Source organism: Ilumatobacter sp., from assembly GCF_049588435.1.
GTDB lineage: Bacteria > Actinomycetota > Acidimicrobiia > Acidimicrobiales > Ilumatobacteraceae > Ilumatobacter_A.
Window position 1 is genome coordinate 1 of sequence record NZ_JBAVYV010000322.1, and the last position, 19302, is coordinate 19302.

The 19302-nt window shown below is 67.2% G+C and carries 22 protein-coding genes; 12 read left to right on the plus strand and 10 right to left on the minus strand.

Annotation, left to right across the window (positions count from 1 at the left end; genetic code table 11):
• Both WBV89_RS12370 and WBV89_RS12375 read left to right on the plus strand, forming a co-directional pair.
• On the plus strand, positions 1 to 380 hold a 380-nt coding region (locus tag WBV89_RS12370; RefSeq protein ID WP_423981656.1), incomplete at its 5' end, for a glycerol-3-phosphate acyltransferase.
• Entirely contained in the window at positions 377 to 1219 is an 843-nt protein-coding gene (locus WBV89_RS12375; protein ID WP_423981657.1) for a DegV family protein, read from the plus strand. The genes WBV89_RS12370 and WBV89_RS12375, both read left to right, overlap by 4 nt.
• A 39-nt stretch (positions 1220 to 1258) precedes the next feature.
• Here the strand turns inward: WBV89_RS12375 and WBV89_RS12380 are convergent, their stop codons facing one another.
• A complete protein-coding gene (locus WBV89_RS12380; RefSeq protein WP_423981658.1) occupies positions 1259 to 1735 on the minus strand; it encodes a beta-carotene hydroxylase in 477 nt (158 codons plus the stop codon).
• A gap of 67 nt (positions 1736 to 1802) precedes the next feature.
• Between WBV89_RS12380 and WBV89_RS12385 the strand changes: the two genes are divergently transcribed.
• Positions 1803 to 2591, plus strand: coding sequence for an enoyl-CoA hydratase/isomerase family protein (locus WBV89_RS12385; RefSeq protein ID WP_423981659.1), 789 nt, complete (start codon positions 1803 to 1805; stop codon positions 2589 to 2591).
• A 3-nt stretch (positions 2592 to 2594) separates the two neighbouring features.
• Here the strand turns inward: WBV89_RS12385 and WBV89_RS12390 are convergent, their stop codons facing one another.
• Together WBV89_RS12390 and WBV89_RS12395 are read right to left on the minus strand one after the other, a co-directional pair.
• Positions 2595 to 3278: an alpha/beta hydrolase gene (locus WBV89_RS12390; RefSeq protein WP_423981660.1), complete on the minus strand. Its 684-nt coding sequence runs from the start codon at positions 3276 to 3278 to the stop codon at positions 2595 to 2597.
• Positions 3275 to 4225: an alpha/beta fold hydrolase gene (locus WBV89_RS12395; protein WP_423981661.1), complete on the minus strand. Its 951-nt coding sequence runs from the start codon at positions 4223 to 4225 to the stop codon at positions 3275 to 3277. Before WBV89_RS12395 ends, WBV89_RS12390 begins: the two co-directional genes overlap by 4 nt.
• Before the next feature lie 107 nt (positions 4226 to 4332).
• Here WBV89_RS12395 and WBV89_RS12400 point away from each other — a divergent pair, with 107 nt between their 5' ends.
• Both WBV89_RS12400 and WBV89_RS12405 read left to right on the plus strand, forming a co-directional pair.
• Positions 4333 to 4680: a LysM peptidoglycan-binding domain-containing protein gene (locus WBV89_RS12400; protein WP_423981662.1), complete on the plus strand. Its 348-nt coding sequence runs from the start codon at positions 4333 to 4335 to the stop codon at positions 4678 to 4680.
• Between the two features lie 77 nt (positions 4681 to 4757).
• A complete protein-coding gene (locus WBV89_RS12405) occupies positions 4758 to 5459 on the plus strand; it encodes a hypothetical protein (protein ID WP_423981663.1) in 702 nt (233 codons plus the stop codon).
• 13 nt (positions 5460 to 5472) lie between these two features.
• On the opposite strand, the gene WBV89_RS12410 is transcribed toward WBV89_RS12405, so the two are convergent.
• The 4 genes from WBV89_RS12410 to WBV89_RS12425 all read right to left on the minus strand — a co-directional run bounded on the left by WBV89_RS12410 (position 5473) and on the right by WBV89_RS12425 (position 10292).
• A complete protein-coding gene (locus WBV89_RS12410) occupies positions 5473 to 7446 on the minus strand; it encodes a protein meaA (protein WP_423981664.1) in 1974 nt (657 codons plus the stop codon).
• 75 nt (positions 7447 to 7521) lie between these two features.
• The gene (gene aat / locus WBV89_RS12415) at positions 7522 to 8169 is read right to left on the minus strand and encodes a leucyl/phenylalanyl-tRNA--protein transferase (protein ID WP_423981665.1); all 648 of its coding nucleotides are present in this window, start codon (positions 8167 to 8169) and stop codon (positions 7522 to 7524) included.
• A gap of 126 nt (positions 8170 to 8295) precedes the next feature.
• On the minus strand, positions 8296 to 9309 hold the full coding sequence (locus WBV89_RS12420) for a DUF1214 domain-containing protein (RefSeq protein ID WP_423981666.1): 1014 nt from the start codon (positions 9307 to 9309) through the stop codon (positions 8296 to 8298).
• A gap of 95 nt (positions 9310 to 9404) precedes the next feature.
• Positions 9405 to 10292: a 3-hydroxyacyl-CoA dehydrogenase family protein gene (locus WBV89_RS12425; protein ID WP_423981667.1), complete on the minus strand. Its 888-nt coding sequence runs from the start codon at positions 10290 to 10292 to the stop codon at positions 9405 to 9407.
• A gap of 110 nt (positions 10293 to 10402) precedes the next feature.
• Here WBV89_RS12425 and mbhE point away from each other — a divergent pair, with 110 nt between their 5' ends.
• From mbhE to mnhG, 7 genes are read left to right on the plus strand one after another with little or no spacing between them, the layout of a single operon-like run.
• Complete coding sequence (gene mbhE / locus WBV89_RS12430) at positions 10403 to 12796, plus strand: hydrogen gas-evolving membrane-bound hydrogenase subunit E (RefSeq protein WP_423981668.1); 2394 nt, start codon at positions 10403 to 10405, stop codon at positions 12794 to 12796.
• Positions 12793 to 13335 (plus strand): MnhB domain-containing protein, encoded by a 543-nt coding sequence (locus WBV89_RS12435; RefSeq protein WP_423981669.1) that lies wholly within the window; start codon positions 12793 to 12795, stop codon positions 13333 to 13335. Before mbhE ends, WBV89_RS12435 begins: the two co-directional genes overlap by 4 nt.
• The gene (locus WBV89_RS12440) at positions 13332 to 13760 is read left to right on the plus strand and encodes a Na(+)/H(+) antiporter subunit C (protein ID WP_423981670.1); all 429 of its coding nucleotides are present in this window, start codon (positions 13332 to 13334) and stop codon (positions 13758 to 13760) included. Before WBV89_RS12435 ends, WBV89_RS12440 begins: the two co-directional genes overlap by 4 nt.
• On the plus strand, positions 13757 to 15253 hold the full coding sequence (locus WBV89_RS12445) for a Na+/H+ antiporter subunit D (protein ID WP_423981671.1): 1497 nt from the start codon (positions 13757 to 13759) through the stop codon (positions 15251 to 15253). The genes WBV89_RS12440 and WBV89_RS12445 overlap by 4 nt, the downstream gene beginning before the upstream one ends.
• On the plus strand, positions 15253 to 15891 hold the full coding sequence (locus tag WBV89_RS12450; RefSeq protein WP_423981672.1) for a Na+/H+ antiporter subunit E: 639 nt from the start codon (positions 15253 to 15255) through the stop codon (positions 15889 to 15891). Before WBV89_RS12445 ends, WBV89_RS12450 begins: the two co-directional genes overlap by 1 nt.
• On the plus strand, positions 15888 to 16139 hold the full coding sequence (locus WBV89_RS12455) for a monovalent cation/H+ antiporter complex subunit F (RefSeq protein WP_423981673.1): 252 nt from the start codon (positions 15888 to 15890) through the stop codon (positions 16137 to 16139). The genes WBV89_RS12450 and WBV89_RS12455 overlap by 4 nt, the downstream gene beginning before the upstream one ends.
• A 1-nt stretch (position 16140) precedes the next feature.
• Entirely contained in the window at positions 16141 to 16479 is a 339-nt protein-coding gene (gene mnhG, locus WBV89_RS12460; protein ID WP_423981674.1) for a monovalent cation/H(+) antiporter subunit G, read from the plus strand.
• Here the strand turns inward: mnhG and WBV89_RS12465 are convergent.
• From WBV89_RS12465 to WBV89_RS12475, 3 genes are all read right to left on the minus strand, one after another.
• On the minus strand, positions 16461 to 17792 hold the full coding sequence (locus tag WBV89_RS12465; protein WP_423981675.1) for an FAD-dependent oxidoreductase: 1332 nt from the start codon (positions 17790 to 17792) through the stop codon (positions 16461 to 16463). The genes mnhG and WBV89_RS12465 overlap by 19 nt on opposite strands.
• Before the next feature lie 84 nt (positions 17793 to 17876).
• Positions 17877 to 18173 carry a helix-turn-helix transcriptional regulator gene (locus tag WBV89_RS12470; protein ID WP_423981676.1) on the minus strand — a complete coding sequence of 99 codons (297 nt, stop codon included), beginning with the start codon at positions 18171 to 18173 and terminating at the stop codon, positions 17877 to 17879.
• Between the two features lie 34 nt (positions 18174 to 18207).
• Positions 18208 to 19302 (minus strand): calcium/sodium antiporter (locus tag WBV89_RS12475; RefSeq protein WP_423981677.1); only part of this gene is annotated, 1095 nt, incomplete at its 5' end.

The following is a 19302-nucleotide window of genomic DNA, read 5'->3' on the forward strand; positions in this document are numbered from 1 at the left end:
CGGCAGCGGTGGCCGGGCACTGCTACCCCTGGCACAACGGGTTCCGGGGCGGCAAGGGTGTCGCCGCGAGTGTCGGACAGTGTCTCGCGACGTTTCCCGGCTACTTCCTCATCGATGTCGGAGTCGCCGCTGCGACCGCCTCGGTTCCGGCGTGGAAGCGCCGCGCCTACGCGGCGACGCTCGTCTCCAGTTTCGGGTGGGTGGCCGGTGCGGTGCTCTGGTGGGCGAAGGGGTGGCGCAATCTGTGGGGGCCGAAGCCGTCGATCATGCTGCCCGTGGGCGCGCTGCTGTCGAGCGCGATGATCGTCGAACGCTTCGTTGCCGCGGATCGTTCCCGACGGGATTGCGCCGACGATGCGCTGACCGGAGCTTCCTCATGATCGGTCTCGTCACCGACTCGAACAGTCAGATGCCGCCCGGTCTTGCCGTGCGGCTCGGCGTCGAGGTCGTCCCGCTCACCGTGAGTATCGACGGCATCGAGTACCGCGAAGGTATCGACCTCGATGCCGATGACTTCTATACGGCCTGGGCGGACGGTCTCACCCCCGACGTCGATACGAGTCAGCCCTCGCCGGGGGCGTTCGTCGATGCCTACCAGCGGTTGATCGATCGAGGGGTGAGCGAGATCCTGTCGGTGCACATCGCGGAGGCGATGAGCGGCACGCTCAACTCGGCGCGCCTCGCGTGTGACGCGGTCGACGTCCCCATCCGGCTCGTCGACACCGGAACGGCGAGTTTCGGGATCACCTGCTGTGCGTGGGCGGCGGCGGACGCGATCGCGGCAGGTGCGGATCGGGAGACTGCGGCTCTCGTGGCCGAGCATCGTGCGGCCCGACTGCGCACGTCGTTCGTGGTCGGCGTGCCCGGGCTCATCGACCGATCCGGCCGGGCCGGCGGTCTCGACGTCCAGGATCGGTCGATCGAGGGAATTCCGGTCCTGGCGATGAGCGGCTCGGACGTCGAGGTGTTGGACACCGTCATCGATGTCGATGCCGCGGTGAAGACCATGGTCGAGGACGCGCTGGCGTGGAAGCTCCATGCGGGCGAGTGTCGGCGGATCGCGATCGGCACGTCGGACGATTCGAGTCGATCACTGTCGGCGGCGTTGACCGATACGCTCGCCGCCCAACCGTCGATCTCCGAGATCATCCAGTACCGCATCGGTCCGAGCATCGGCGCCCACACCGGCCCCGGCACCGCCGGCCTCTTCGTCTTCTGACCGAAAATGCGCGTTCGTGCCTGGCACCGACGCGCATTCTCAGGCGTTGACGAGCGGGTTGCGGGTCGTCCGGGCGGCGCGGATGCGGAGTTCGGCCGGCACGACCGGGAGCAACATTCCGTAGGGAGCGGCGCTGTAGAGGTGGTGGATCCGGTGGGCGTCCGCGAGCCGGTCGAGGGCGGCGATCCGTCGCCCGGAGAACCAGCCGAGCCGACCGTGGATGTACACGTCGTGGACGAGCGCGTACGCAACCCCGTAGGCGGTGACGCCGACGGCCACCGGAATGAGCGGCCGGAAACCGTCCCAGTTGAATCCGGCGAACAGCCCGACGTTGACGACCGCCGCGAACATCACCGGATACCAGTCGTTCGTTTCCCACCGCGTGTCCCGAGAGCGGTGGTGGCTGCGGTGCACGAACTCGCCGAGGCCGTGCATCACCCACCGGTGGGTGGCCGCGGTGATCGGTTCCATCGCCACGAACGCCACCATGGCGAGCACGATCCACGACACTGTCACGCCACGAACGATAGACCGCGACAGCCCCGACGCCGACGAGCCGAGGCCGAAGTGCCACGATGCTGCGATGCAGGAACCACCGCAGTTCGAAACTCTGCACGCCACCGTCGATGGCCGCATCGGCCGACTCACGCTGAACCAACCCGACAAACTCAACCCGCTGGGGACCCGGCCGCTCGCTGAGATCGCCGACGCAGCGCGCTGGTTTGACTCGACGGAGGCGAGCATCGTGATCGTCACCGGTGCCGGCAGGGCGTTCTCCTCCGGATTCGACCTGCGCGAGTTCGCGGATCCGGCCGCGTCGCCCGACCTGGACGATCGGGCACAGGCCGATCTCGGCCGGCTGATGGCGGAGGCGATGGAGCAGATGCGCGCGCTGACGATCGCCGCGATCAAAGGTCCCTGCATCGGCGGCGGCCTCGTCCTGGCGGGTGTCTGCGATCTGCGCATCGCGGCGGATGACACCGTCTTCGCGATTCCCGAGGTCGACCTCGGCATTCCCTTGGCGTGGGGCGGAATTCCTCGCCTCGTCCGCGAGATTCCTCCTGCGATCGTGCGGGAGTTGGTGCTCACGTGCCGCCCGTTCGACGCGGAGGAGGCGCGGTCGCTCGGATTCGTCAATCGAGTCGTGCCGCGAGCGGAGCTCGACGAGGCCGTCGACGAGTTGGCGGAGAGTCTGTCCCGCAAGGCACCGTCGGTCGTGCGCGCGACCAAGCGTCAGGTGAACACCGCGCTCGAGAACGTCGCACCGACGACGGGAGCGTGGGCCGACGCAGACCAGTTGGGTGCGGCGATGAGGGACCCCGAGGCTCGTGCCGCGGCTCGGGAGTACCTCCGCGGACGGACGCGAGCCTGAGATCTACCTCGAGTAGCCGTCGAGCGCCTCGGCGATCGACGACTCGACCACGCCCGGAGCATCGGCCACCGCGGCCAACCACTTCGGTCGGAAGCTGCTCGCCACGGTGATCGGATTGCGTGCCGGGGACCCCGCGGTCGCCAGCGAGACGAACGACATCGCATAGTCGGCAGGTCGCAGGTCGCGGCCCAGTTCGACGAGTCCGTACGGATCCGGGGCCGAGCCGTCGCTCTCGAGCGCGAAGAAGCTCTGCGAACTCGGACCGGTCGGCCCGCCCGCCAGGCCGGGTCCGTCGGTGAGGATCGCCCCGTGGACCTGTCCAGCTCGTGCGCCCGCGATCTGAAGTGCGATGTACGCGCCGAGTCCACGTCCCAGCACGGTGATCGAGCGATCCGGATCGTCGTCGGTGAGGTGAGCGAGCGCGTGATCGACGTCGGCCATCAGTGTCTCGGGCGAGTACCCGCCACTCGCGGGCACGGTCGACTCCCCGTGACCGGTGAAGTCGAGTGCAGCGATCGGCCCGTTCCAGCTCTCGACCCAGGTCGGGGCGACGTCGGGGGACCGATCGCCGAGGCCGTGCAGCAGGAGCAACGGACGTCCGGGATCGTCGGTGTCGGGCGACTCGGCGCGCAGCAGATGGAGCGCGAGGTCGATCTTGTTGTGGCGCAGTGCGATCCAGGTGCTCATGACGGGTCTCCGATGAAGTCGAGGACGAGCGAGCCGACGAGGTCCGGTTGTTCGATGTGGACGAAGTGGCCGACGTCGTCGAGCACCTGGCACCGTCCGTCCATCGGCATGTACGGGGCGACCTTGTGCGGTGGCGTGCCCCAGCCCATCTCCTCCATCTGGCCACCGAGGATCCCGAGGAACGGCATCGGGAGGCCGGGCAGGCGCATCAGGGTCCACTCCGGTCGCCACGGGCCGAAACCGCCGAACCGAAGTGCCGGATCGATCTTCCAGCGCCAGCCGTCGTCGGACTCGAATCCGCCGGTCGTGACGAGTCGCCGCAGCCACTCGTGGGAAAGGCGTGGGTTCATCCGTCCACGCCGTCGTGCGAGCCCGTCGAGTGTTCCCGGCTTGCGACTGGCCGTGGCGGTACGGCGACGGTGATCGAGCCATCCCGCCAGGTCCTTGGCGAGCATCGTGGTGCGCTCGTGCTCGGCGAGGTCCGGGATGTTGCGCTTGTACGGGATGCCGTCCATGTTGACCAGACAGCGGAACCGATGTGGCTGAGCGTCCGCGAGCTGAGTCATCAATGCCCCGCCCTTCGAGTGACCGACCACCGGGATCGGGCGTCCACTGGAGACATGGTCGAACACGGCGAGCGTGTCGCGCATGTCGCCGTCCCACGAATAGAGCGCAGCGTGTTCGCTGTTTCCGTGCCCACGCTGGTCCCACGCGACGACTCGCCAGCCGCCGGCGGCGAGTCGGGGGGCGAACCCGTCGAAGGTTCGTGCGAAGTCGAATCCGCCGTGCATCATCATCAGCGGTGGTGCGTCGGCATCGCCCCACTCGTGCACCGCGATCCGGACTCCGTGAGCGGGAAGGTCGTAGCTCCGGTCGGGTCGTCGTGCCCCGGGAAACGGCGACTCGCCGTGTTCGTCGAGTCCGGGCTCATCGGGAGCGGTCGCCATCGTGGCGACGGTAGCGGAGGCGGCGACCAGGGTCCGAGACCGGTCGGACCCGTGATGGATTCGGACGACATCGCGACGCCGAATCAGCGGCATATCATGGCCGGTGTATGGAGCAGCGTGGGCCGACACACCTCGGACGTGCCGTGCGGCGCATCGCGATCACGAGTGCGATCGTGCCGGTCGCGGCCCTCGGGCTGGTCGCCGGTTGCGGGACGACCGACGAGGCGTCGCGGATGACACTGCCGCCGCTCGAGACCACGACGACTACGACGACCACGACGACCACCATCCCGCAGGAGCGCTTCTACACCGTGCAGAGTGGCGACATCCTCGCGGTGATCGCTTCCCAGCGAGGGGTCACCGTCGAGGCGATCGTCGAACTCAACGCCCTCGAGAGCCCCGACGCCATCCAGGCCGGACAGGTCCTCGAGATCCCGGCGAACGTCCAGGGTTGATCGACGTCGGGCCGGTGCTCGACACGATGTGACCGAATGCTCTGTTGCAGTTCGGTGTCGTTCATAGACTCGACCACATGAGTTTCTGGCCGAACGCTGACCACTGGAGCGTCGCAATTCCGCTCGAGACACCTCACCCACGCCTCGACGTGCTCGCCGAGACCGGAGTGGTCGTGCTCTCCGAAGCGCCGTTCGAGGTGCCCGAGTCGGAGTACTTGGCACTCGAGTACATGGACTGGAAGTCCGGCGGCGACACGAATTTCGCCCCGATCGCCACCGCCGACGGTGAGCTCGACTGTCGCGGGTTCTGGGACAAGGGCAAGACCGACAAGGACGCCGAGTGGACATCGAACGCCGACGTGGCACCGTCGATCCGCGACTACGTCGACGGAGTGGGTGCCAACTTCGGGCGGGTGCGCACGATCAAGCTCGAGCCCCAGGACCGCGAGGCTGCGATCCGGAGCCTGCACCGCGACGACAACAACCGCTTCAACCCCGATGACGAGGGTTGGGTCGTGCGGTCGTGGGTGGAGTTGACCGACAACCCGGACAGCTACATGATCCTGATGGACAACGACGAGAACGGACTTCCGGACCCCGATACCGAGATCCGCGTCCCGCTCCACAAGGGTGCCCGGTTCGTCGTCGACACGCAGCGCCTGTGGCACGTCGTCGTCCACAACGGCGATGCGCCGCGCTACGCGTTGATCACGAGCTTCGAATCCGGCCCCGTCCTCGACCGCTTCATCGAGGCCAACACCCCCGTCCCCGTTACGTAACGGGTCAGACCCGTTACGTAACGCGGTGGGAGACGGCGAGGTCGGCGATGTCGCGCATGATCTTGGCGATCTCGAAGTCCTTCGGCGTGTAGACCCGAGCGACGCCGATCGACGCGAGCCGCGGCCGGTCGTCCTCGGGGATGATCCCGCCGACGACCACAGGGATGTCGACCCCCATGGTTTCGAGGTGCGCCAACACGTCGGGCACGAGTTCGAGATGCGAGCCCGACAGGATCGACAGCCCGATCACGTCCGGGTCCTCATCGCGAGCCGAGGCCGCGATCTGCTCGGGCGTCAATCGGATTCCCGAGTACACGACCTCCATGCCGGAGTCCCGCGCGGCGACCGCGATCTGTTCGGCGCCAGACGAGTGACCGTCGAGGCCGGGCTTGGCGACGAGCAACTTCGGCGGCCCACCCGCGATCGACTTGACGTACTCGGCCACGCCGGCCAGACCCGACGCCGACGCCGTCGCTCCACCAACACCGGTGGGCGCGCGGTACTCGCCAAACACCTCGCGCATCACCGTCCCCCACTCTCCGGTCGTCCCGCCGGCCTTGGCGAGTGCGATCGATGCGGGCATGACGTTGTCGCCATCGGTGGCGACCCGCCGCAATTCGTCGATCGCATCGTCGACCGCCGCCTGGTCCCGTTCGGCGCGCCACAGGGCGAGCTCGTCGATCGCCTGCTGCTCGACGGTGTGGTCGACCTTCATGATGTTGTTCTCGCCGTCGAGCGGTGAGTCGGTCGTCTCGACGAAGTCGTTCACGCCGATCACCTTCTGCTCACCCGATTCGATCCTGCGTGTCCGCGCGGCCATCGACGAGACGAGCCGCGCCTTGAGGGTCTCGACCGCCTCGAAGGCACCGCCCATCGACAGCACGTCATCGAGTTCGTCGAGGGCATCGGCACGGAGTTCGGCGGTCCGCCCCTCGATCACGACGGACCCCTCGAAGAGGTCGCCGTACTCGAGCAGGTCGGTCTCGAACGCGAGGACCTGCTGCATCCGCAGCGACCACTGCTGATCCCATGGCCGCGGCAGACCGAGCGCTTCGTTCCACGCCGGCAGCTGAACGGACCGAGCCCGTGCGTCCTTCGACAGGGTGACTGCGAGCATCTCGAGCACGATCCGCTGCACGTTGTTCTCGGGCTGCGCCTCGGTGAGTCCGAGCGAGTTCACCTGCACGCCGTACCGGAAACGCAGCGCCTTCTCGTCGGTGACGCCGTAGCGCTCGCGGCCGATCCCGGCCCACATCTCGGTCATCGCACGGAGCTTGCAGACCTCCTCGACGAAGCGGATCCCGGCGTTCACGAAGAACGAGATCGAACCGAACACCTGCGAGAACTTCTCGTCGGTCACCTGGCCCGAATCGCGCACGGCATCGAGCACTCCGATCGCGGTGGCGAAGGAGTAGGCGATCTCCTGCACCGGTGTCGCGCCGACCTCTTGGAGGTGGTACGAGCAGACGTTCATCGGGTTCCACTTCTGGGCGTTCTCGGCGCACCAGGCGACCATGTCGACGATCAGCCGGCGGGACTCGGTGGGCGGGAAGATGTACGTCCCGCGCGACAGGTACTCCTTGACGATGTCGTTCTGAGTCGTGCCGCGCAGTTCGGTCGTGGGCGTTCCCTGCTCCTCGGCGTTGGCGACGTACAGCGCGAGGAGCCACGCCGCCGGCGCGTTGATCGTCATCGATGTGTTCATCTGCCCGGGAGGAATCTGATCGAGCAGCGTGCGCATGTGGCCGAGATGCCCGACCGGAACGCCGACCTTGCCGACCTCGCCCTTCGACATCGGGTCGTCGGAGTCGTAACCGGTCTGCGTCGGGAGGTCGAACGCGATCGACAGCCCGGTCTGTCCCTTGGCGAGGTTGGTTCGGTACAGCTCGTTCGATGCCGCAGCGGTCGAGTGCCCCGAGTACGTCCGCATCATCCATGGCCGGTCGCGGTCGCGCGTCGTCGAGCACTCGGTCACCTTGTCGGTCATCGGGAAAGTCTCGCCCGCGGGGAGTCGATCACCAAACGCGGAGCCGCCCGGAACGACGGTCGTTGTTCACGTTCGTCAGGCGATCGGACCGGGTTCGATCGCGCACCCGTCGGTGGCCGCTGCGAGGAGTCGCAGGTACTCGGACCGCGGCACCTCGACGACGCCCAGTGAAGCGAGGTGCGGCGTCTCCCACTGGACGTCGAACAGGCTGGCGCCGGTAGAGCGGAGCCAGTCGACCGCTGCGACGAGCGCGACCTTGGATGCATCGGTCGCGCGGTGGAACATCGCCTCGCCGGCGAAGAGCGCGCCGATCCGCACGCCGTAGAGGCCGCCGACGAGTGTCCCGTCGGCATACACCTCGCACGAATGTGCCCAGCCGAGTTCGTACAGTCGAACGTAGGCCTGCACGAAGTCCTCGGTGATCCACCGACCTTCTCGGTTCGGGTCGCCGCAGGCGCGCATCACCGCTTCGAAGTCGGAATCGATCCGGGTCTCGAACTTGCGTCGGCTGCGCTGCAGTGACCGACTCACGTGAAGGCCGTCGAGCGGAAGAATGCCCCGTGGGTCCGGTGAGTACCAGGCGATCTTGCTGCGACGTCGCCGCGGGTCCATCGGCATCGGGAACAGACCGGCCCGATAGGCGGTGAGCAGGGTGCCCGGCTCGAGGTCGGCACCGATCGCGATGAGCTCGTCACCGGCTTCGGCGTCCGACGGATCGGGCATGGTGAATCGGGTGGGTGGAGGCACCACGGGCGTGGAGCGTCGCGTCGAGCCACCCCCGTCCACGTCCTGATGGCTCACAGCGTCATCCTGCCAGCCCGGATCAGGGACCAGCACCGCGTGGTGGATTCAGACGGTGTGAACGGCGGCTGTGAGGTCGGCGCCGGGGACCGGGAGGTACGCGCGCAGGATGCCGTAGAACGGCTTCCCCGTCGGGATCCCGTTGGTCCCGTCACCGCTGGGACCGAGCGTGATCGTGTACGAACCGTCCGCTTCGGCGGTGGCGCTGTACGAGGTCCTGTCGTACACACCGAGATCGTTCTCGATCAGCAACTTGTTGTCCGACCCGTAGACCGTCACCGAGAAGTATCCGCCGTCGCGGACGATCCCGGCCGGCACCGTCACCACGTAGGTGTCCTCACCGTTGAAGGGCTGTCCGTTCTCGTCGGCGAGGATCAGCCCGTAGCGCACCGTGTCGGCGGGTGTGCCCAGCTGGCCGAGCATGACCGCTCCGGCGAGCGTGAGATCTCCCACGTCGCCCGACTTCCTCCCGAAAGCGATGTCCGGGTTCAGGTGCGGGACGGAGGAGGCGATGACCGCCGACGCCGCTTCGGCCACACCGGGGGAGAACCGTTGCACCGTGCGATGCATGTCGCCGTCCCCGCCGTCCATGGTGATCGACGCGCTGAGCCGGCGAACCTCGGCCATGTTGTCGACGACGACCATCCGTGTGAGGACCAGACCCTGGTCGGTCTCGAGCTCGACGATCTCGTGGTCGCCGTCCGGAACCTCCTGCCCCGGACGGATCAGGAGGATCGGCCGAGTCGGGTTGGCGATCACGGCGGGGACGTTGTGCCTCATGTCGAAGACGGACACCGAGAAGAAACGCGCGTACGACGGGGTCCGGACGATCGCCGGGCCATCGGAGAGACTGAACCAGCTGTAGCCGTAGTCGACCGTGGCCTGCGGTGTGATCACCGTCGAGTCCGATGGGTCGACCAGCCCGGTGAACGAGAACGAGGCCGGAGCGTGCTCGGCGAGCCAGGCCGTCATCATCGTCACCTGCTGCCGGTTCGGGTACTCGCTGATGAAGTGTTCGATCGTGTCCTGACCGCTCAGGTTCTGCGCGTGTGCTTCGCCCATGTGGGCCCCCTCGTCTCGGTCCCGAACCATCGGTTCGGACCGCGATCGTCGCGGCTCGGAGCAATGTACCTCTCGGCCGTCCGGCCGAGCGTCGGTCAGTAGGCGAGGAACCCGCGACCGGACTTGCGGCCCAGGTGTCCGGCGGCGACCATCCGCTTGAGCGACGTGGCCGCCATGAAGTTGGCATCGCCGAACTCGGCGTGGAGCGCCTCGAGGATCGCGAGCGAGGTGTCGAGCCCGACCAGGTCGAGCAGCGCGAACGGACCCATCGGGAAGTTGCATCCCCCCTGCATGGCGGTGTCGATGTCGGACATCGAGGCGGTGCCGTTCTCCCACATCTTGATCGCGTTGTTGAGGTAGGGGAAGAGCAGTGCGTTGACGATGAAGCCGGCGCGGTCGACGACTTCGACGGCATCCTTGCCGCACGACGTCGCGAAGGCGAGCGCGGTCGAGATGGTGTCGTCGGACGCGGTGAGCGGCTTGACGATCTCGACGAGCTTCATCATCGGGGCCGGGTTGAAGAAGTGGATGCCGCACACCCGGTCCGGCCGGCCGGTTGCCATTGCGATCTCGACGACCGGAAGCGTCGACGTGTTCGTTGCCAGAATCGCGTGCGGAGCGACCACGGCGTCGAGTTCGGCGAACAGCGACTTCTTCACCGCGAGGTCCTCGACGACCGACTCGATGACGAGGTCGCATTCGGCGAGGGCGGCGACGTCGTCGGTCGCGGTGATCCGCCCGAGGATCGCGTCGCGCTCGGCGGCCTCGAGGCGCCCCTTGTCGACCTGGCGGTCGAGGCCGGAGGTCAGCTTGGCCACGGCGGCGTCGGCCGTCTGTTGCGTGCGCGAACGCAGGATCACGCTGCGACCCGATCGGGCGACGACCTCCACGAGGCCGGCGCCCATGATTCCGGAGCCGAGGACGCCGACCGTGCGGATCTCGCCGGCAGCGTCGAGGGTCGAGGTGGTGTCGATTCCGTTCATGCGCACACGCTAGTTACCGGTCGGTAGCTTCGACCAAAATTCGTTGCGGTCGGTCGCGCCGGAATCAGTCCGAACCGCATCGAACCCGTATCGTGTGCGTTTCATCGCCCATGTTCGCGCTGCTCCTCATCCACCTGTTGATCGGCACGGCGATCCTGCTCACCGGCGATCGGCTCGGCCGCCGCGCGTTCGCCGTGGCGGCACTCGCCCCGTTGGCCACGCTGGTCTGGGCTGCAGCGCAATGGTCCTCCGTGGTCGGCGACCCGAACGCCGTCGACGCCGAAGGCCACGCTGTGGGTGGGACCCCGGTGATCCAGTCGGTCGGTTGGATCGGCAGCCTCGACCTCGACCTCGTCCTGCGGTTCGACGCGTTCGCCCTGGTGATGACCCTCCTCGTGTCGGGCATCGGGCTGCTCGTGTGCATCTATGCCATCGGGTACTTCTCCCACATCCTCCCCGGTCAGAGCCGCCTCGCCGGCCTGATGACGTTGTTCGCCGCCGCGATGTTGGGCATCGTCTGGGCCGATCATCTCGTCGCGCTGTTCATCGCATGGGAGCTCACCTCGATCACCAGCTACCTGCTCATCGGCAACGACGACCGCAATCCCCGCGCCCGGGCTGCAGCGTTGCAGGCGATCTTCATCACCGGCGCGGGCGGCCTCGCCCTGCTGGTCGGTGTGATCATCATCGGTCAGAGTGCCGGGACGTATCGACTCTCGGAGATGATCGACTCGCCGCCGTCCGGCACCGCCGTGGCAGCAGCACTCGTGTGCATCCTGCTCGCCGCGTTCACGAAGTCGGCGCAGGCCCCGTTCAGCAGTTGGCTCCCCGGGGCGATGGTCGCACCCACGCCGATCAGCGCCTATCTCCACTCGGCGACGATGGTGAAGGCCGGGGTGTATCTCGTGGCCCGGTTGTCGCCGATCGTCGCGACGCTCGGCCACTGGCGCCTGCTCGTGTTGGTCGTCGGTTCGGCGACCATGATCATCGGCGGGCTGCGCGCGATGCGCCAGCGCGATCTGAAGCTGCTGCTGGCATACGGCACGGTGAGCCAACTCGGTTTCATGATGCTGCTGTTCGGTCCGGGCGAGTACAAGATCGCGCAGGCCGGGATCGTGCTGCTGCTCGCCCACGGAGCGTTCAAGGCGACGCTGTTCATGCTCGTCGGTGTGATCGATCACCAGGTCGGCACCCGGCACATCCGCGAGCTCCACGGCTTCGGCCCCGGTTGGCTCCCGGTGAAGGTGATGGCGGTGATCGGTGCAGCATCGATGGCCGGGCTGCCCCCGTTGCTCGGCTTCGTCGCGAAGGAGAAGGCACTCGACACGTACGTCGAGTACGGCGATTTTGCGGGGGCGAACGTGACGTTGATCGTCATCGTGGTCGGCTCGATCCTGACGTTCGCCTACTCGGCACGCTTCGTGCTCGGCGTGTTCGGGGCCCACGGGCAGGCCGACATCGAGGTCCGCAGCCGGACGGCGCCGGCACCGACGGCCGTCTTCGTGATTCCGGCCGCCGTGCTCACGGTGTTCACCGTCGTGGCCGGGATCTACCCGGCGTTGATCAGCAACCTGACCGAATCGGCGCTGCTCGCACTCGATCCCGCCGCGACGCCGTCGCCGGTCAAGCTCTGGTCGGGATTCAACACCGCCGTCATGCTGTCGATCCTGATCATCTCGGTCGGGACCCTGCTCGCCGTGTTCCGTCGGCCGGTCGCCGATGCCCAGACCGCGCTCTCGCAACCGCTCCGACGGCTCCCGTCGAGTGACCACACGTTCGGCGAACTGCTCCGTGGGATCGACGGCACCGCTCGCCGTGTCACGGGATTCGTGCAGAACGGGTCGCTGCCCGTCTATCTCCTCGTGATCCTCGCCACCGCGGTGATCGTGCCGGTCATCCCGATGCTCCCCGAACTCGACCACCTGCCGCAGTGGGTGGAGAGTCCGATCCAGATTCCGATCGTCGCGATCATCATCGGCTCCGCGATCGGCGCCGCGCTCGTCCACCGCAGGATCGCCGCGATCGTGATGCTCGGCGCGGTCGGCTTCGCGATGGCCGCGCTCTACGAGGCCCAGGGAGCACCCGACCTCGCCCTCACCCAGTTCGCGATCGAAACGCTCGGAACCGTGCTGTTCGTCCTCGTGCTGCGCTTCCTCCCCACCCGCTTCGTCGATCTCGCTCCTGCGGTCATCCGACCGGTGCGGTTGCTCGTGTCGGTGCTCGTGGGCGCCGCGATCTTCGTGTTCGCGATCGTGTCGACGAACGCGCGCACCGACGTCGTCGAGGACTCGGTGTCGGTCGAGATGATCGAACGCTCGAAGCCCGACGGCGATGGCAAGAACGTGGTGAACGTCATCCTGGTCGACTTCCGCGGGGTCGACACGATGGGTGAGATCACCGTGCTCGTCGTTGCCGCCGTCGGTGCGGTGGCGTTGGCCCGCGGGAGCCGCCAGTACGACGACGAGCCGGCCGATCTCGAACGCACAGAGGAGCCGGTGCTGTGAAACGCTCCCTGATCCTCGACGTGTCGGTGCGCCTGCTGTACCCCTCGATCATCGTGCTCTCGCTGTACTTCCTGTTCTCGGGGCACAACCAGCCGGGCGGCGGATTCGTCGGTGGTCTCGCGGCGTCGGCAGCGATCTCGCTGCGCTACGTGACCGGTGGCGTCGACGCGGTTCGTCGCTCGTTCCGACTCGAGCCGTGGACGATCCTCGGCGTCGGACTGGGGACCTCGGTCGGCACCGCGATCTTCTCGATGCTGATGGGGGGAGCGATCCTCGAACACGGCGCGTACACGTTCCATCCGCCGCTGCTCCACGAGGTCAAGGTCACATCTGCGCTGGCGTTCGACATCGGCGTGTACCTGGTGGTGGTCGGGCTCGTGTTGATGATCTTCGAGGCCTTCGGTGACGATCGCGACGAAGAGATGGACATGATCGAGCCTCCGACGAGACCTGCGACGTCGATCGGCGAGGAATACCGACCGCTCACCCAGCACCTGCCCGCGAGTATCTGGCTCCGGGACGAGGAGGACGGGTCATGAGCGTGTTGCTCGCCCTGACGGCGGCCGTCCTGTTCGGTCTCGGGACCTGGCTGTTGCTCCAGCGACGGCTGACCCGGATCATCATCGGCATCGGGTTGATCGGGCACGGAACCAACATCCTGCTGATCACATCCGGCGGCGGAGCCGGCATCCCGCCGGTCATCGGCAAAGGTGACCCCGAGGACTTCGCGGATCCATTGCCGCAGGCACTGGCGTTGACGGCGATCGTCATCACCTTCGGTGTGACGGCGTTCCTCCTCGCGATGGCGTATCGCAGTTGGCAGCTGACCCACGACGACGTCGTCGCCGACGACGTCGAGGACCGCCTGATCAACGCACGACTCCGTCGCGACGGTGATGTCGAGGACGCCGAGGCTGCCGAGCGCGAGCACGCGACCGACTCGGCGGGGGACGACGAACAGTGAACAGCGTTCTCGTTCCGCTCCCGATCGTCATCCCGCTCTTCGCGGCGGCGCTCACGATCATCTTCGGACGTTTCCTCCTGGTCCAGCGCGTGCTGGCCCTGACAGCGCTCGCGTCGACGGTCGGCGTCTCGATCGCGTTGCTCGTGCAGGCGGACCGGCACGACGTGGTCAAGATGGACGCCGGGGGGTGGGCGGCTCCACTCGGCATCACCTACGTCGTCGACCGACTCTCCGGGATCATGCTCGTGACGTCGTCGCTGATGTTGCTGGTCGTGCTGATCTACGCGATCGGTCAGCACGGCGTCGAGGATCACCACGTCGGCTTCGAACCGATCTACCTCGTCCTCGCCGCCGGCGTGTCGGCGAGCTTCATCACCGGCGACATGTTCAACCTGTTCGTCGCGTTCGAGATGATGTTGGCGGCGAGCTACGTGTTGCTCACCCTCGGGGGTCGGGCCGACCAGGTCCGCAGCGGCATGACCTACGTCGTGATCAGCCTCGTCGCATCGGCGTTGTTCATCACCGCCCTCGCGCTGTTGTACGCGTCGACCGGCACGGTCAACATGGCCGATCTCGCCGAACGCATTCCCGAGCTGTCCCCGAACGTCCGCACCGGATTCTCGCTGCTCCTGATCCTCGTGTTCGGCATCAAGGCCGGTCTGTTCCCGTTGTTCTTCTGGCTGCCCGACAGCTACCCGACGGCACCCGGACCGGTCACCGCGATCTTCGCCGGTCTGCTGACCAAGGTCGGCGTGTACGCGATCATCCGCACCCAGACCTTGATGTTCCCACCCGAATCCCAACAGGGCACGATGCTCCTGATCATCGGTGGGCTGACGATGGTCGTCGGTGTGCTCGGAGCGCTGGCTCAGGACGACCTCAAACGTCTCCTGTCGTTCCACATCGTCGGTCAGATCGGGTACATGATCTTCGGTCTCGGACTGTTCACCGTGGCCGGAATCAGCGCGGTCGTGTTCTACATCGTGCAGACGATCCTGGTGAAGACGAACCTGTTCCTCGTCGCCGGGTTGATCGATCGCCACTTCGGGACGAGCCGGATCTCTCGCGTCGGCGGCGTCGTGCGCAGCGCGCCCGTGATCGCCGTCATGTTCGCAGTTCCCGCGCTCTCGCTCGCCGGGTTGCCGCCGTCGTCGGGATTCGCGGGCAAGTTCGCGTTGATCGGCGCCGGTGTCGGATCGAGGGAGTGGACGATCGTGACGGTCGCCCTCGTCGTCAGCCTGCTCACGCTGTTCTCGATGACCAAGATCTGGGCGGGCGTGTTTTGGGGTGAGGCCGAGTCCGCGACGCCGCGCGACGAGGGCTGGACCCGGGGTGGACCCTCGCTGATGGTGTTCGCGACGGGGGTGACGGTCGCCTTGTCGATCGCCTATGTCGTCTTCGCCGGGTCGATCTACGAACTCGCCGAGCGGGCCGGGCACGACCTGATGCATCCGGCTGCCTACATCGAGGCCGTCCTCGGAGGGGGGAACTGATGCGGCAAGCTCTGCGGATCCCGGCGATCATGCTCTGGCTCACGATCCTGTGGGTCTTCCTGTGGGGTGAGGTGAGCTGGGCGAACGTGCTCGGCGGCATCGCCGTCGCCACCGCCGTCGTCCTGTTCGCTCGGCTGGAGAAGGCCTCCCTGCGCCCGACCCACTTCCATCCGGGGTGGGCCGTGTTCTACGCGATCAGCCTGCTGTGGCAACTCCTGTTGTCGAACATCCGGCTCGCCGTCGAGATCCTCACGCCGAGCGACGGCACCCACACCGCGATCATCGCGGTGCCGATCCGTGGCGGTTCCGAAGCGGTCATCAACCTCGTCGCGAACTCGATCACGTTGACCCCGGGGACGATGACGGTCGATGTGTGGGCCCACGAACGCGACGAACTCGACATCGACGGCGACGGGATCATCGACGAGATGACGGCCGGGGCCACGCTGTACGTGCACTGCATCTACGGCCAGGACGTCGAGGCGGTCCGCCATCAGGTGCTCCGACTCGAGGAACTGGCCCTGCGAGCATTCGGATCCGAACGCGACCATGAACTCGCTCACGCCGACGTCGTGGAACACGCCACCCTGCTGGAGTCGGCCGCTCGCGCCGAACGATTGCGACGAGACAACCCATGAACAACATCGCACTCGGGATCACCTGCCTCGCGGCCATGCTCTTCGTGGCGCGCATGCTGCGCGGTCCCGCGCTCGCCGATCGCGTGATCTCCGTCGACGGTTTCGTCTCGACGATCGTCATCGGTGTCACGATCGCCTCCGCTCGGCCCGACGGGGGCGTGGTCGAGAGCACCGTGTTGATCGTCGCGCTCGGCGGATTCGTGGGGACGGCGATCCTGGCCCGCTTCATCGAGCGGCGGGGGAGCTGACGTGGACGGTGTGCTCGATTTCGCCGGTGGCGTGGCGATGGTCCTCGGCGCGCTGTTCGCCCTCCTCGCGGCGATCGGCGTCCACAAGTTCCGCGACCCCTACTCGCGGATGCATGCCGCCGCGAAGAGCCCGACGCTCGGGCTCGTGCTGGTCACGATCGGCGCCGCATTGCAGATCAGGACGTTCAGCGCCATCGCCACGTTGACCCTCGTCGCGATCCTGCAGCTGCTCACCTCCCCGGTCGGGACCCATCTGGCGGCCCGTGCCGTTCACCTGCGCGTCGACGTCCCTCAGGACGGCGTCGACGAACTCCGCCGCGATCAGGACGCGGGCGGGTAGTCGAGTCGTTCGGCGAGGGCGTCGAAGGCTTCACCGAGGACCTCACCGACGGTGGGGAACGGCTGGATCGTCTGGACGAGTCGGCGGACCGGGACGGAACCGTCGATGGCGATGACGAGGGCGTACGCGAGCTCGTCGAACCGGGGCCCGATGCCGTGGGCGGCGACGATGCACCCCGTCGACCGACGCGCCGCGACTGCCAGGAAACCCGGGCCGTGCTCGTCGGTCGATGACCGAGGCGGGTCGACATCGATCTTGGCCCAGACGACGTCGGGGTCGTCGCGGAGATCGTTCCACGTCGGCCCGACGATCATCAGCGGCGGGTCGATGAACATGCACGCCGGGATGACGACATCGTCGAACGTTCGACGCCCCTGACCCGCGAGGTGGTCGGCGACGACGGCGGCCTGGTGATTGGCGACATGGGTGTACTGGCCCTCGCCGGCTGCGTCACCGATGACCCAGACGCTGTCGGCGCCGTCCACCCGACCAGATTCGGACACGGTGAGATCGTCGGGGTTCAGCCCGAGCGACTCGAGGCCGAGTCCCGAGCGGCGCGGAGTGCGTCCCACGGCGATGACGACGCGGTCGGCGGTGTGGGACGAGCCATCGCGCAGGTGCACGGTCGCCGCGGTGTCGGTCAGTTCGATGCGTTCGATCTCGACGCCGAACAGGGAACGGACCCCCGCCCGATCGAGCGTCGCCGCGATGAGTCCGCTCACCTTCGGGTGGAGGTCGTTCGCAGGACGATCGACCGTGTCGAGCGTCGTGACCGAGGTGTCGAACCCGGCGAACATGAAGGCGAGCTCGCTGCCGATGACGCCGCCACCGACGATGACGACCGACTCCGGTCGGTGCTCCGCGGTGAGCACGTCGCGACTCGTCCAGACACGGTCGTGTCCGGGGTCGAGTCCGTCGATGTCGGGGTGGACCGGCTCGGCTCCGGTGGCGATCACGATGTGATCGACGGCGTACACGGTTCCATCTGCCTCGACCGCGCCGTGATCGGTGATGCGTGCCCTCGACCGGACCAGCGTCGCCCCGAGTTCGCGGGCTGCGTCGGCATGAGCTGAGTCGTCGAGGTGAGCAACGATCTCGTCGCGTCGCTCGACCGCGTCGTTCCACGATCGCCGCGTCCGGTCGTGGAGCATCGACTTGCTCGGCATGCACGCAAGGAACGGACATTCACCCCCCACGTACTCGGGTTCGAACATCACGATGCTCTCCTCGCTGTGTTCGAGTTCTCGCACGAGGGCCTCGCCCGCCGAGCCCGCTCCGATGACGGCGATGGTGTGGTCGTTGTTGATGCTCACCCACCGCACGTACCCAGAACCGTCGCGAACGACTCACGCGGCGCTTCCCACCCGGATGGGGTGGGGAGGGGAGGCGGGTGACGATCAGTCGGCGACGGTGTCGAGGAGATCGCCCACGGAGTGACTCGCCTCGAGTGGATGGCGCAGCGGCGCGTCGCGGTTGACGTGGTAGCGGTTCCGACGGCCGACCCGTTCGGTGGTCACGTAGCCACCCTCGTCCAGGTCGTGCAGGATCCGGACGACCGCGCCGGGCGTGACGCCGACGACGTACGCGATGTCGCGTTGGCGCAACTCCGGATCGCGGCTGATCGCGATCAGGACGTGCGCATGGTTCGTGAGGAACGTCCATGGCGGCACATCGAGCTGTGGATCCGACAACATCTCATCTCGATCGTATCCAATCGAAGCAATCTGTTCAGGAGTCGCGCGCACGTGGGCGTCCCCACTCGCGGGCGGTCAAGACGATGGTCGTGGGGATCGCCACCACCAGCACGGTGATCCCGAACGGGCTGGCGACGGCACTCTCCACACCCACCAGGACGACGTAGGTCAGGTAGGACGCGTAGAGGACGAGGAACGTCACCCCCTCCCATCGTGTGATCGCCGATCGTGTGAACGCGAAGGGGATGCACAACAGGGCGACCGCGATCATCACCGGAAGGTCGAAGCGGATCAGTTCGTCCGCGACCGGAAGGTCGGACTGAGTCGCGCTCACCAGACCCAGCACGAAGAGCAGGTTGAAGACGTTCGACCCGATCACATTGCCGATCGCGACTTCTCGTTCGCCTCGGATCGCAGCGATCACCGACGTGACCACCTCGGGCGCGGACGTGCCGATCGCGAGCACCGTGAGCCCGACCACCAGGTCGGGAACGCCGAGTTCGAGTGCGATGTCCTCCGCCCCCGACACGACGAACTGAGCGCTGATGGCTACGCCGACCGCGGAGACCATGAAGATTCCGATCGCGAGGAGGGTGTGGCGGTTCGGCGGTGCGCCGGTGTCCGGCGTCGCAACGGTTGCCGACTCATCGTTCGCCGCGACGACCGCGCCCGGCTGCCGACGAGCTTCGTACACCATCCAGCCGACGTACGCGACCAGGCCGATCACGAGGATGACACCGTCGACGCGTGAGATGTTCCCGTCGAGCGCGAGCCCGGCCGTGATGATCGAGGCGAGGATCATCACCGGGAATTCGACCCGGCGGGCCCGCCGGCTGATCGGGATGATGCCGATCACGGCCACGAGGCCGAGCACCAGGAGGATGTTGGCGATGTTGGATCCGACCACGTTGCCCAGCGCGAGGCTCGGGTCGCCCTCGGCGGCCGCCAGCCACGTGACCGCGAGTTCGGGAGCGCTCGTTCCGGCCGCGACGATCGTCAGGCCGACGACGAGGGGCGGGAGGCCGAGACGCAGCCCGATCGCTGCGGCCCCGTGCACGATGCCGGCGCCCGCGGCGACCAGTCCGATCAGTCCGCCGATCAGCGTGACTAACGCGAGCGCCATCAGGCG

What these genes read in the sequence shown, in the direction of transcription:
- WBV89_RS12375 (WP_423981657.1), top strand. Translation starts at nt 377, where the DNA reads ATGATCGGTCTCGTCACCGACTCGAACAGTCAGATGCCGCCCGGTCTT.
- WBV89_RS12385 (WP_423981659.1), top strand. Translation starts at nt 1,803, where the DNA reads ATGCAGGAACCACCGCAGTTCGAAACTCTGCACGCCACCGTCGATGGC.
- WBV89_RS12390 (WP_423981660.1), bottom strand. Translation starts at nt 3,278, where the DNA reads ATGAGCACCTGGATCGCACTGCGCCACAACAAGATCGACCTCGCGCTC.
- WBV89_RS12395 (WP_423981661.1), bottom strand. Translation starts at nt 4,225, where the DNA reads ATGGCGACCGCTCCCGATGAGCCCGGACTCGACGAACACGGCGAGTCG.
- WBV89_RS12400 (WP_423981662.1), top strand. Translation starts at nt 4,333, where the DNA reads ATGGAGCAGCGTGGGCCGACACACCTCGGACGTGCCGTGCGGCGCATC.
- WBV89_RS12405 (WP_423981663.1), top strand. Translation starts at nt 4,758, where the DNA reads ATGAGTTTCTGGCCGAACGCTGACCACTGGAGCGTCGCAATTCCGCTC.
- WBV89_RS12410 (WP_423981664.1), bottom strand. Translation starts at nt 7,446, where the DNA reads ATGACCGACAAGGTGACCGAGTGCTCGACGACGCGCGACCGCGACCGG.
- aat (WP_423981665.1), bottom strand. Translation starts at nt 8,169, where the DNA reads ATGCCCGATCCGTCGGACGCCGAAGCCGGTGACGAGCTCATCGCGATC.
- WBV89_RS12420 (WP_423981666.1), bottom strand. Translation starts at nt 9,309, where the DNA reads ATGGGCGAAGCACACGCGCAGAACCTGAGCGGTCAGGACACGATCGAA.
- WBV89_RS12425 (WP_423981667.1), bottom strand. Translation starts at nt 10,292, where the DNA reads ATGAACGGAATCGACACCACCTCGACCCTCGACGCTGCCGGCGAGATC.
- mbhE (WP_423981668.1), top strand. Translation starts at nt 10,403, where the DNA reads ATGTTCGCGCTGCTCCTCATCCACCTGTTGATCGGCACGGCGATCCTG.
- WBV89_RS12440 (WP_423981670.1), top strand. Translation starts at nt 13,332, where the DNA reads ATGAGCGTGTTGCTCGCCCTGACGGCGGCCGTCCTGTTCGGTCTCGGG.
- WBV89_RS12450 (WP_423981672.1), top strand. Translation starts at nt 15,253, where the DNA reads ATGCGGCAAGCTCTGCGGATCCCGGCGATCATGCTCTGGCTCACGATC.
- WBV89_RS12455 (WP_423981673.1), top strand. Translation starts at nt 15,888, where the DNA reads ATGAACAACATCGCACTCGGGATCACCTGCCTCGCGGCCATGCTCTTC.
- WBV89_RS12470 (WP_423981676.1), bottom strand. Translation starts at nt 18,173, where the DNA reads ATGTTGTCGGATCCACAGCTCGATGTGCCGCCATGGACGTTCCTCACG.